Below are 12,254 nucleotides of genomic sequence, written 5' to 3'. Positions count from 1 at the left end.
TATTTAAAGTTAGTCGAATTATACTTCAAAGAATTGAATTTCTTTGCTGTCAGCTGTAACAGTAACAATCGCTTTACGACGTTTGTTAGTGTAACCTGCATAACGGCCCATACGTTTAAGTTTGCCTTTGTAATTCATTACGTTTACTTTAGCAACTTTTACGTCGAAAATTTCTTCAATTGCGTATTTTACTTGCGTTTTAGTTGCGCGAGTATCTACTTCAAATGTATATTTCTTATCGTCGAGAATGCTTGTAGATTCTTCAGTTACAACTGGGCGCTTAATGATGTCGCGTGCATCCATTATGCGAGCACCTCCTCTACTTTTTCGACAGCTGCTTTAGTGATAATTAATTTATCATGTTTAGCAACTTCTAGTACTGAGATACTTTCAGCTGGAATAACAGTAATGCCTTGTAAGTTGCGTGCAGATAATTCTACATTTTCACTTTCACCAGCAACTACGATTAGTGCCTTAGTATCTACAGAGATATTTTTAAGAAAAGCCGCAAATTCTTTTGTTTTAGGTGCATCGAAAGTCAAACCTTCAAGTACAACTAATTTTTCTTCATTAACTTTAGAAGAAAGAATCGATTTAATCGCTAAACGACGAACTTTCTTAGGTAATTTGTAAGCATATGAACGAGGTGTTGGGCCGAATACGACACCACCGCCACGCCATTGTGGGGAACGGATTGAACCTTGACGGGCACGACCTGTACCTTTTTGACGCCATGGTTTACGTCCGCCACCACGTACTTCTGAACGATTTTTTACTTTGTGAGTCCCTTGACGTAGGGAAGCACGTTGGCTCAAAATTACGTCAACAACAACTTTTTCATTTGGTTCGATACCGAAAACAGTGTCGTTTAAAGTAATTTCGCCAGCGTTTGTTCCATCTTGTTTAAGTAAGCTTAATTTTGGCATTCGTTAGTCCTCCTTTCCAAATGAATTATTTTGCTTTAGTAGCAGTTTTAATTTGAACTAATGCTTTTTTAGCGCCTGGAACGTTACCTTTTACTAAAAGAACGTTCTTTTCAACGTCTACTTTAACGATTTCTAGGTTTTGGATAGTGATTTGTTCTCCACCCATACGACCTGGAAGTAGTTTATTTTTGAAAACACGGTTAGGTGCTACTGGACCCATTGAACCTGGGCGACGATGGTAACGGGAACCGTGGGCCATAGGGCCGCGTGATTGTCCGTGGCGTTTAATAACACCTTGGAAACCTTTACCTTTCGATACGCCTGTCGCGTCGATGATGTCACCTTCTGCGAATACGTCTACTTTTACTTCTGCACCAATCTCATACTCGTCTAAGTTTACATCGCGGAATTCGCGAATGAAGCGCTTAGGAGTAGTATTGGCTTTTGCTACATGACCTTGTTCGGGTTTGTTTGACAAAATTGCTCTCTTATCTTCGAAACCGATTTGTACAGCTTCATAGCCGTCAGTTTCAACAGTTTTCTTTTGAAGTACCACGTTTTGTGCTGCTTCGATTACTGTTACTGGAATAAGTTCGCCGTTTTCAGTGAAAACTTGTGTCATCCCTACTTTTCTACCTAAGATTCCTTTGGTCATGAGTCACACCTCCTGTTAATTTAATATATTCTTATTATAGTTTGATTTCGATGTCCACACCGCTTGGTAAGTCTAAACGCATCAAGCTATCAACTGTTTGTGGTGTTGGATTAACGATGTCGATTAAACGTTTGTGTGTACGCATTTCGAATTGCTCACGAGAATCTTTATATTTGTGGACCGCACGCAAGACTGTGTAGATTGACTTCTCTGTTGGAAGTGGAATCGGACCAGATACGGAAGCACCTGAGCGTTTCGCTGTTTCTACAATCTTTTCTGCTGATTGATCCAAAATACGGTGATCATACGCTTTTAAACGAATACGAATTTTTTGTTTTGCCATTACTTTCCCTCCTTTTCGCCTACTTTTAAAGTAGACATTCTCCGTGAAAATTACCTGAACATCCGCCATGGCAAAGCGGCCGGGTGTGTCAGCAACCTTTCACTTCATCACATGGGCATTCCCGGCAATACCGGGGTGCTCGTTGTCAAAAGGGCAGACCAATGCCTGTCCATTTGCACTTTATCTATTATACACGGGTTGGGGGTAGTAATCAACCGCTTTTCGAAAAAAGTTTTAAGTTATTTTCATAGGAGCAATTATATAGAAGAATCTCGGTTTCCTCGCGCTCGCAAACTGCAGTATATAGCCATTTGTTAAAATTTACCAAAAAGAAAAAACATCCGGTTAAATCGAATGTTTTTAAGTCGTTCTTAATAATACGAGGCCAACTGTTAAAAGCAACATAATACATGCTGCAATCAAGTCCCCGAAATGCCAATGCAAAATTCGGAATCGCGTGCGTCCCTCGCCGCCTTGATAACCTCTTGCTTCCATCGCATCCGCCAATTCTTCCGCTCTATTAAACGAGCTAACAAATAACGGAATAAAAATGGGGACAACGACTTTCATTTGTTCAAATAGATTCCCTTCACCGAAATCCACTCCACGAGCTCGCTGCGCTTTCATGATTTTATCCGTTTCACCCATTAGTGTCGGGATAAATCGAAGTGCTACTGAAATCATGAGCGCGATGTCATTAACAGGCACTTTGAGCACTGCGAAAGGACGGAGAATGTAAGCAATTGCGTCTGTCAGGTTCATAGGCGTCGTTGTCAGCGTAATAACTGTCGACATGATAATGATTAAGACAAAGCGTAAAAATACAAACACGCCGTTTAGAAGTCCGAAAGAGGAGATGGTAAATGGTCCCCAGTCAAAGTAAATCGTTCCACCGCTCGCAAATAGTATTTGCATGACTACAGTAAATAAAATCAGCCAAATTAGCGGTTTAACACCTTTTATAAAAACTTTTAGCTTGATGCCGGTCATCTGAATAACCATTAGTGTGAATAAGACCATTAACGCATAGGTCCACCAGTTATTGGCTAAAAATAAAATTCCGATATAATAAAAACCTGCCAATAACTTTGTTCGCGCATCCAGACCATGGATCAAGGACTCCCCTGGAACAAAACGACCTAATATTAATTTCTCTATCATTCAAAGAAGCCCCCTTTCCTCACGTCAATTGTTGAAAAACAACACTCGCCGCCATCAGAATTGTCATTGTCGCATTAATTAATACGAAATTACGAATACCAATGACAAATGTTTTCGATTTCACTTGTTCTTTATTAAATTTAACTAAATTACGATACACTGGGTAAATCGCTACAACTGATAGTAGCATGATTGGACTTAGGAAGTTGACCACAACCGAAATAATCATAGCTAAAAATGACGCATAGTATAAAGCGTTAAATAGCAGGACGCCCATTTTTCTACCGATGTAGTATGGAAGTGTGTAACGATGATTTCTAATATCTTCATCTAAATCGCATAGGTTATTCGCGAGCATAATGTTCGCTATCGTGAAAATACATGGTAAGGATACCACACCTATCCGGATGATTTCTATTAGATTGAACTGAATCGTTACCATTTCTCCTTGCCAAAGCAAATTAGCAATTCCTGCATCATAAGCATTAACATAGACGGCTAAGAAGAAAATCCCGAATCCCATAGTCACTCCAGAAAAAATTTCTCCTAAAGGCATACGAGAAAGCGGCACGGGGCCGAACGTATATAAAATACCAATACAAAAACATACAAAGCCAATCAAAAGCACTAACAAGTCCGTCCGGAAAACTAACCACACACCTAAGCCCGTTGCAATGAAGAACATTAGGAAAATGGTAATTATAACCGTGCGTACTGGGATTTGCTCTTGACCAATGACATTGCTCGTCGTGCGGTAATCGTAATCATGATTATCTGTCGCTTTACGGTAATCCATATAGTTATTGATCGCGGTTGTTGTTAAATCAAAAATCAACATCGAACCAAAAAATATCAACGTATTAACCGGTTTAAACATATCGTATTGATAAACAACGAATAGCGTCCCTAACATAAATGGAAAAACACTAGCTATCTTCGTTTGGATTTCAACCAACTTCAGAAACGATGGTATTGACATATCCCCTTTTTAGCCCCTTTTCTAATTTATTGTGAGCAGAATCCGCATGGGTTTCTGCTCACTTTCTTCTATAGTAATAGTTTATTTTTTCAACGTATCCATTTGGAAGTCTTTATCGGTTAATTCGAATTGACCTTTTAATCCAGATGTTTCGTATACTTTTTTCTCTTTACTAATGAAAATTGCATCTACACCGTCGAATTGTTCGATGTAGTCCATTCCGCCTTTAATTCCTTTGGAGAACGTGGCAGTTGATAGGCCGTCGCCGTCAATCGATTTTTTAGATACAATCGAAACCCCTGCGATATCATTATCAAAAGGATAACCTGTTTTCGGATCTAAAATGTGGTGATATGTTTTGCCGTCAACTTCTAGATAGCGTTCATAAATACCTGAAGTCACGATGGACATGTTGGATTCAGGAAGTTTCCCAATAACGCTTCCACGAGGGGAGAATGGGTCTTGGATTCCGACATTCCATTTATTGCCATTCGGATTGTTACCTTGAACGTAAATGTTTCCGCCTAAATCTATAATAGATGTGGTTACTTTATTTTCTTTGAATACTTTTAATGTTTCATCGGTAATGAAGCCTTTAGCAATTGCGCCTAAATCAAGCTCCATGCCTTCTTTTTCTAAATAGACAGTTCGATCTTTGTCGTTCATTGTAACGTCTTTATAATTGATTAATGGTAAAACTGCGTCAATTTCGGCTTGAGAAGGTTTGCGCGCATCAGAAAAACCGATGTGCCACAAGGACGTTAACGGGCCAATAGTAATATCGAAGCTGCCACCAGAGTTCTCGGAGTATTTAAGTCCTTCTTGGATTAAGTAGTAAACGTCTTCTGATACTTTGACCGGTTTTTTGCCTGCTTGTTCATTGATTTTGTCCACTTCAGAAGTTTTTCCTGAATCGCTTGTGGTAATTTTGGCAGCTAGGTCTTTGATGCGATCGAAGCCTTTATCAAGGACGTCTTCTTTGTCTTTGTCATAAATTTTAAGTGTTACGACCGTCCCCATCAGGAAGTCTGTTTTAGAGTATGGTTGGTCCATTAGATTTTTTGAATCGCTTGGTTCACTTTTTGATTCTTTACTTGAGTTTCCGCACGCTGATACAACGAGCGCTAATATGATAACTGAAAATATTATTTTCCATTTTTTCATGAGCTTTTTCACCTTTCTAATCCATGATCTTTACTTGAATAACTATAGCGTAAAAAAAGGAATAAATCTATAGTAAAAAGGCTTAATTCCTCTGTTTTTCGATAAAAAAATCGGCTAGCCCCGAAAATCAGGGCCAGCCGTTTTGTGCATTAATTGTGCTGATTATTCAGCTTCTACTAAGTTGTATACTTTAATTGTGTCAGTGTTACCATTTTGTGCAGCATTTTGAAGTTGAGCTGCATAGATTTTGAATTGGTTAGAAGAATTAGTAGCACCAGAAACTGTGTCTACTGCAGCAACGTCTTGTTTTTCTACAAGAGATTTGTTAAGTGCTGGGATGTATTCTTTTGGACCAGTACCAGATTTAGCTTTCATGTTTTTCTCGTAGTCAGCGTCGTCTGATTTAAGTTTTCCGTCTTTATCAACATAGTTGTAGTCGGATTTAGTAATTTTGCCATCTTTAACGTCCATGCTGAATACTACACGGTAACCATGAGCGTAATTTTGTTCTTCTAATTTATAAGTTCCATCTTCCATTTTAGCTAGGTTGTTGATGGAAATTGTAGTTGTATCAGCTTTTTGAGCTGCTTGGATTAATTGGTTAGCATAGTTGATGAATGCGTCAGAAGAATGAGTTGCTCCTGAAACTACTTCTACAGATGCTGCTGCTTGATTTTTAACTAAAGAATCGCTTAATTGTTTCAAGTATTCTTGTGGACCAGTTCCTACTTTAGCTTTCATAGCTTTTTCGTAGTCTGCATCTTCAGATTTTAATTTGCCATCTTTGTTTTTGTAATCGTAGTTAGCTTTAGTAATTTTACCATCTTTAACTTCGATTGACATGAAACCTTTCCAGCCTTTGTCGTCAAAGTTCTTTTCTTCTAATTTGTAAGTACCGTCAGTCATAGTACCATCAGTTTTAGCTGTTTTCTTTGTTTCTGTTTGTTTTGTGTCTGTGCTCTTCTTATCTTTGCTGCTGTCGTCACTGCTACCGCAACCTACTAGTAATAAACTTGAAGCCATTACTACGGTAATACCCATTGCTACTTTTTTCAATTTCATGTTTTGCTCCCACCTTTTGTTTTATTGATTAACTTTGTTTGTGATTTCGTGAACACAAACCGATAGTCTGCGAAAGCGATATCACTTTTACAATACAAATGATACCATCAGCGTCCGGTTTTGTCTACTGTAATTCTAAAGACATAATTCATCTAATTTTCAAAATAATGACTATTGATATATAAAAGATGGCTTTAACCAACCTTTTTGCGCAAAATAGCAAACAAAAATGTCTAACAACCTACACGAAACAAGGACTTTATGCCTGCTTAATTATGTAACATTTGCACAAAGTCCTATTTTTGAATTTTAGATTAGAATTGTTCTTTACTATCTAGACATTAGTAGGAGGTTTCTGTTAAACTATGATAGGTTATAATAATACTGTGGGGAATTTTGGACTCATTTTATTTTTGTGAATAAACTTACAAGGAGTTGAGGAAGCATATGCCTGAAAAGAATATCGTTTTAATTGGGGCAGGATATGCAGGTGTACACGCTGCTAAGAAATTAGCTAAGAAATACAAGAAAGACAAAGACGTTAATATTACATTAATCGATCGTCATTCGTACCATACAATGATGACTGAACTACATGAGGTTGCTGGTGGTCGTGTTGAACCAACTGCAATTCAATATGATTTACGTCGTTTGTTTAATAGAACAAAAGTTAATCTTGTAACTGATAACGTGACACATGTAGATCATGATAAAAAAGTTGTAACAACAGAACACGGAAGCTATCCGTTTGATTACCTAGTATTAGGTATGGGCGGCGAACCTAATGATTTCGGGACTCCTGGTGTTGGCGAAAATGGCTTTACACTTTGGTCTTGGGAAGATTCTGTTAAGTTACGCAATCATATTGAAGAAACTGTAACGAAAGCATCTCGCGAACAAGACGTTGAAAAACGTAAAGCAATGTTAACATTCGTTGTTTGTGGATCTGGATTTACTGGTATCGAAATGGTTGGGGAACTTTTAGAATGGAAAGATCGTCTTGCTAAAGATAACAAAATTGACGCATCTGAAATTAAACTAGTTGTAGTAGAAGCTGCTCCAACAATTCTAAACATGCTTGAAAGAAGAGACGCTGACAAAGCAGAACGTTACATGGTTAAAAAAGGTATTGAAATCATGAAAAACGCTGCTATCGTTGAAGTTAAACCTGAAAGCATCGTACTTAAATCTGGCGAGGAGCTTCCAACAAGTACATTAATTTGGACTGCTGGTGTTCGCGCTAACTCTGATACAAAAGATTACGGCATGGAATCTGCTCGTGCAGGCCGTTTGAAAGTAAACCAATATATGGAAGCTGACGGTCTTAAAGATGTTTATGTCGTTGGTGACCTTGCTTACTTTGAAGATGAAGAAGGCAAACCTACACCGCAAATCGTTGAAGGTGCTGAACAAACTGCATTAACTGCAGCGAAAAGCATCATCGTTGAAATGAGCGGTACTGGCGAAAAAGAACCATTCCAAGGTAAATACCACGGTGTAATGGTTTCTATCGGAGCTAAATATGGTGTTGCTCATCTTGGTGGCATGCATCTTTCTGGTTGGTTCGCTATTTTAATGAAACATATGGTTAACTTGTATTACTTCTTCGGTATCCGTAGTGGTTACTACATGTGGCAATATATCATGCATGAATTCTTCCACATTAAAGATCACCGTAATATCTTCCGTGGTTGGACTTCTCGTTACGGTAACGTACTTTGGGTTCTTCCTTTACGTGTATATCTAGGTTGGTTCTGGATTGACGAAGCTCTTTCTAAAATCTACGGTGAAACTACATGGGATAAAGTAAGTATTACAAACTTAAAACCTTTATTTAACGGTATCGGTTCTGACTCTTGGTTAACTGCAACAAGCTCTAAAATGCCATTCGAATGGTTACAAACTGCTGCTACATCTGGCGCTAGTCAAGCTGCCGGTGATGCTGCTGGGGCTGCTGCAACAAACGTAACTACTCCAATTCTTAGTCATATGCCTGGTTGGTTCCAGTGGATTATGGAACTTCTAATGCCAAACCTTGACGTTGCACTAGTAATGCAAAAAGTTGTACCTTTCGTTGAACTTGCAATCGGTCTTGCTATGGTAGTTGGTCTATTCACTTGGCTTGTAAGTATCGGAAGTGCTGGATTCCTAGTAATGTTTACACTAAGCGCTATGCTTGGTTGGGACAAATTCTGGGCGTTACCAGCTTCTATCGCACTTCTAAATGGCGCTGGACGCACATTTGGTCTTGATTATTGGGCTGTTCCATGGTTCCAAAAACATCTTGGTCACTGGTGGTACGGTAAGCCAAGATCCGTTTACAGAGACAAGTAAATTAACTAGTTAAATTTTAAATAAAAACTCGGGAGTGCATCCAAAAGCCAGTTTTGGCATAGGAGGTGCTTCCGTTTTTATTATTTGTTTATTTCTTGAACTTTTTCCTATTATATTTAGGCATTATCCTTTAAAATAGGATTTGTACATGACATTTTGAAAGGAGGCAATACGGTGAAGAAGTATCTTTCTATGGTGAAGCGTTGGGATATTATTATTATTTTATCTCTTTGTATACTCTCCTTTTTGCCGATTGCTATTTTTTCATATGTAAAAGCGAATGAACCGGCTCCTGCTAGTGGAAAGAAAGAGCTTGTTGCGGTTATTTCTGTTGATAGTAAAGAATATAAGACCGTTACGCTCACTGGACACAAAGGAACGGAAAGCTTTGATGTGAAACAACCGGATGGACATACTAACACGATTGAGGTTTCAGGGGAAGAAATCCGAATTAGTAAAGCGAACTGTAACGATCAGGTGTGTGTTCGGACTGGGGCAATTGATAAACAAGGAGATACGGTCGTTTGTCTTCCACATAAGTTAGTAATTGAAGTAAAAGCGAGTGACGGGAGTTCAGGCGATTCAGATGATCCGATTATCTCTTCCTGACCTTATCCTCTAATAGATAGGAAAGTGTTTCTATGACAAAAAACAGACGATTAGTATATATAGCACTTTTGGCTGCACAAGCTGTTGTCATTAGTTTACTTGAACGGGCTATTCCGTTCCCATTTGCGTTTGCTCCTGGGGCGAAACTTGGTCTTGCTAATATTATTACGTGTATTTCGCTTTATACGTTATCGGCAAAAGATACATTTATGATAATCTGCATTCGATTAGTATTATCCACTTTGCTTGGTGGAACGATTTCGACATTTATGTATAGTGCGGCCGGGGCTATCTTGAGTTTTCTTGGGATGTGGCTCGTGCAGCAACTTGGACCGAAACGTGTGAGCATCATTGGCGTGAGTGTTACGGGCGGGATTTTACATAACGTCGGACAACTCGTTATTGCTAGTTGGATCGCGGGTACTTGGTCGGTTATGCTTTATTTGCCAGTATTATCTTTTATCGGTATTCTTTCCGGGATTGCGGTTGGGATTGCGGCAAACTACCTACTGAAAAACGTCCAAACGTTGCGGATGTTCGCTGATGCTAAACAAAGTCAAGCAGTACAAAAATAACTTTAAAAAAAGGAGTTCAATATGCAACTTCATGCTATGTGGGATGACTATCCTGCACTTTCCAAAGATTTACAACAAGTCTTACAAACGATTGAAAAAAATATCCAAATTCGCGATAAACATGTCGAAAAAAATGTGAAAGATTTGATTCACGCTGGTGGAAAATTATTGCGCCCTGCTTTTGCGCTTCTTTCTGCCCAAGCTGGACCAGATTTTGATAAAGACCGCGCTGTTTCTATCGCTGCTGCGCTTGAAGTGCTTCATATGGCAACGTTAATTCATGATGATGTCGTTGATGATTCCCCGTTACGTCGTGGTATTCCGACAATTCATTCCAAATATGGTCGTAATTATGCCGTTTATACTGGCGATTATTTATTCTGTATCTGTTTCAAAATTTTATCTGCGCATGCTTCTTCTATTGAGAATATCGAATTTAATAGTAAAAATATCGAAAAAATCTTAATGGGCGAACTGGACCAAATGCGCACTAGCTACAAAATGAACGTTACTGTCCGCGAATATTTAACTCGTATTTCTGGCAAAACAGCTCAACTTTTTGCGCTTAGTTGTTATTCTGGCGCAACTGGTAGTAAAGCAGGTCGCTTAACTGTTGCAAAATGCTATAATATCGGGCATTATCTTGGTATGGCTTTCCAAATTATTGATGACGTGCTTGATTATACGAGCACCGATGAAGGTCTTGGCAAACCAGTTTTAAATGATATGAAACAAGGGATTTATTCTCTACCACTTATTTATGCAATGAAAGGTCATTTGGCCGAATTCGAGCCGCTTCTTTCGCAAAAACTAGATATGACTGATGAAGCTTCCGAACAAGTTTTAGCACTTATTTCTAAATATAACGGTGTGGAGCAAGCCTTTAAACTTGCTAATAAATATACGAATAAAGCTCTTCGTGAAATTAAAAAATTACCAGCTGGCGCGTACCGTGATGATATGTACAGCTTGACGAAAAGTATTTTAGATAGAGATATCTAAACCATTTAGAACATGGCTCCTTATATTTTGAGTTTTGTTCTAAATTTTACGACTTATTGTGAAAATACAAACATGAAAGCGTGATTAACGTGATTCGATTTTTAAAAATAGTTACACCTATATTGTTGTCTTTTTCTTTAGTTGCTTGTAGTTCTGCAAGTGGGAAAACGGAGAAAATCACTGCGCCAATCGAAAAAGATCGTAATTTATCCATGGTTGTAACGACAGATGTGCATTACTTTGCACCATCATTAACGGATAATGGCAAAGCTTTTGAAAAATACGTGGCTGCTGGCGATGGTAAACAACTGGCTTATAGCAACGAAATAACGGATGCTTTTTTAGCGGATGTTGAGGCGAAGAAGACAGATGTGCTTATTATTAGCGGCGATTTGACGAATAATGGTGAAAAAACAAGCCACGAAGGATTAGCGAAAAAACTTACTCAAGTGGAAAAGAATGGGACTCAAGTTTTTGTAGTTCCAGGTAACCATGATATTAATAACCCATGGGCGCGCAAATTCGAAAAAGATAAGCAACTACCGACTGACACTATTTCACCAACAGATTTTAGTAAAATTTATGGCAAGTTTGGTTACGAAGATGCCATTTCGCGTGATGATTTTTCGCTTAGTTATTTAGCGGCTCCCTCGTCCAAAGTGTGGCTCCTTATGCTTGATACTGCTATGTATAAAACAAATATGCAACAGGGAACTCCCACAACAGAAGGCGGATTAACAGCCGGAACTTTAGATTGGATAAAAGAAAGTAGCGCGCTTGCGAAGAAAAACGGCGCGAAACTCATCCCAGTGTTGCATCATAATTTAACGGATCATAGTGATGTCATCCAAAAAGGCTATACGATTAATTATAATCAGCAAGTGATTGATGCTCTTACAGCTGGAGCGATGGATTTTTCTCTTAGCGGTCATATCCACACGCAAAATATTCGTTCCGCAAAAAGCACAGATGGCAAAGAAATCACGGATATCGTGACAAATGCGCTTTCTGTTTTCCCGCATAAGTACGGCACCATTACGTATAGTGCAAAAAACAAAAACTTCACTTATCAATCAAAAAAATTAGATATCGAAGCTTGGGCGAAAGCGAATGGCTCTACGGATGAAAACTTGCTTAATTTCGACCAATTTGATTACGATACTTTTTATAATAGTGGTTATGATAAAGCGATTATGGACTTGATGACGAATGAGTCTTATGATAAATACAGCCAAGCAGATAAGGAAAAAATGGCGGATACTATGGGATTAAATAATATGTATTTCTTCGCTGGTACTGCACCGCCAAAATCTGACGGAATGGCTTTATGGGATTCCGCTCCGAATTCATTTTTGAAAGATTATGTTTTAAGTTCATCCAATCCACCTAAGAAAAGCAATGACTTTTATGTTAGCCCATAAATAAAAAACTGGTAGCCCCGCGC

Annotated in this window: 13 protein-coding genes; 5 read left to right on the top strand and 8 right to left on the bottom strand. The window is 38.6% G+C overall.

Features of this window, described 5'->3' with window-relative positions:
- Window positions 1-18: 18 nt before the first annotated feature.
- The 8 genes from rplW to pplA all read right to left on the bottom strand — a co-directional run bounded on the left by rplW (window position 19) and on the right by pplA (window position 6,290).
- Window positions 19-303, bottom strand: coding sequence for a 50S ribosomal protein L23 (rplW, locus tag HCX62_RS13005; protein ID WP_003728540.1), 285 nt, complete (start codon window positions 301-303; stop codon window positions 19-21).
- The gene (gene rplD, locus HCX62_RS13000; protein ID WP_003727695.1) at window positions 303-926 is read right to left on the bottom strand and encodes a 50S ribosomal protein L4; all 624 of its coding nucleotides are present in this window, start codon (window positions 924-926) and stop codon (window positions 303-305) included. The genes rplW and rplD overlap by 1 nt, the downstream gene beginning before the upstream one ends.
- A gap of 25 nt (window positions 927-951) precedes the next feature.
- Window positions 952-1,581, bottom strand: a complete 630-nt coding sequence (rplC, locus tag HCX62_RS12995; protein ID WP_003726733.1) for a 50S ribosomal protein L3 — start codon at window positions 1,579-1,581, stop codon at window positions 952-954.
- Between the two features lie 34 nt (window positions 1,582-1,615).
- Window positions 1,616-1,924, bottom strand: a complete 309-nt coding sequence (rpsJ, locus tag HCX62_RS12990; protein ID WP_003720954.1) for a 30S ribosomal protein S10 — start codon at window positions 1,922-1,924, stop codon at window positions 1,616-1,618.
- A 360-nt stretch (window positions 1,925-2,284) separates the two neighbouring features.
- Window positions 2,285-3,085 carry an FAD export ECF transporter transmembrane subunit FmnA gene (gene fmnA / locus HCX62_RS12985; protein WP_185639362.1) on the bottom strand — a complete coding sequence of 267 codons (801 nt, stop codon included), beginning with the start codon at window positions 3,083-3,085 and terminating at the stop codon, window positions 2,285-2,287.
- 19 nt (window positions 3,086-3,104) lie between these two features.
- Complete coding sequence (gene menA, locus HCX62_RS12980) at window positions 3,105-4,064, bottom strand: 1,4-dihydroxy-2-naphthoate polyprenyltransferase (protein ID WP_185639361.1); 960 nt, start codon at window positions 4,062-4,064, stop codon at window positions 3,105-3,107.
- Between the two features lie 81 nt (window positions 4,065-4,145).
- Window positions 4,146-5,228: an FAD:protein FMN transferase gene (locus HCX62_RS12975; RefSeq protein WP_185639360.1), complete on the bottom strand. Its 1,083-nt coding sequence runs from the start codon at window positions 5,226-5,228 to the stop codon at window positions 4,146-4,148.
- Window positions 5,229-5,390: 162 nt separating this feature from the next.
- The gene (gene pplA / locus HCX62_RS12970) at window positions 5,391-6,290 is read right to left on the bottom strand and encodes an extracellular electron transfer flavoprotein PplA (protein ID WP_185639359.1); all 900 of its coding nucleotides are present in this window, start codon (window positions 6,288-6,290) and stop codon (window positions 5,391-5,393) included.
- Window positions 6,291-6,737: 447 nt separating this feature from the next.
- Here pplA and HCX62_RS12965 point away from each other — a divergent pair, with 447 nt between their 5' ends.
- The 5 genes from HCX62_RS12965 to HCX62_RS12945 all read left to right on the top strand — a co-directional run bounded on the left by HCX62_RS12965 (window position 6,738) and on the right by HCX62_RS12945 (window position 12,231).
- Entirely contained in the window at window positions 6,738-8,624 is a 1,887-nt protein-coding gene (locus HCX62_RS12965; RefSeq protein WP_185639358.1) for an FAD-dependent oxidoreductase, read from the top strand.
- Between the two features lie 174 nt (window positions 8,625-8,798).
- Window positions 8,799-9,233, top strand: coding sequence for a flavin-based extracellular electron transfer system protein EetA (eetA, locus tag HCX62_RS12960; protein WP_008948860.1), 435 nt, complete (start codon window positions 8,799-8,801; stop codon window positions 9,231-9,233).
- 32 nt (window positions 9,234-9,265) lie between these two features.
- On the top strand, window positions 9,266-9,808 hold the full coding sequence (eetB, locus tag HCX62_RS12955; protein WP_185639357.1) for a flavinylation system FAD exporter subunit EetB: 543 nt from the start codon (window positions 9,266-9,268) through the stop codon (window positions 9,806-9,808).
- Window positions 9,809-9,829: 21 nt separating this feature from the next.
- Window positions 9,830-10,810, top strand: coding sequence for a polyprenyl synthetase family protein (locus HCX62_RS12950; RefSeq protein WP_185639356.1), 981 nt, complete (start codon window positions 9,830-9,832; stop codon window positions 10,808-10,810).
- A gap of 89 nt (window positions 10,811-10,899) precedes the next feature.
- Window positions 10,900-12,231, top strand: a complete 1,332-nt coding sequence (locus tag HCX62_RS12945; RefSeq protein ID WP_185639355.1) for a cyclic nucleotide phosphodiesterase — start codon at window positions 10,900-10,902, stop codon at window positions 12,229-12,231.
- Window positions 12,232-12,254 lie beyond the last annotated feature (23 nt).

It is taken from the genome of Listeria swaminathanii (assembly GCF_014229645.1).
GTDB classification, from domain to species: domain Bacteria; phylum Bacillota; class Bacilli; order Lactobacillales; family Listeriaceae; genus Listeria; species Listeria swaminathanii.
This window is presented reverse-complemented; position numbering and strand designations above follow the sequence as displayed.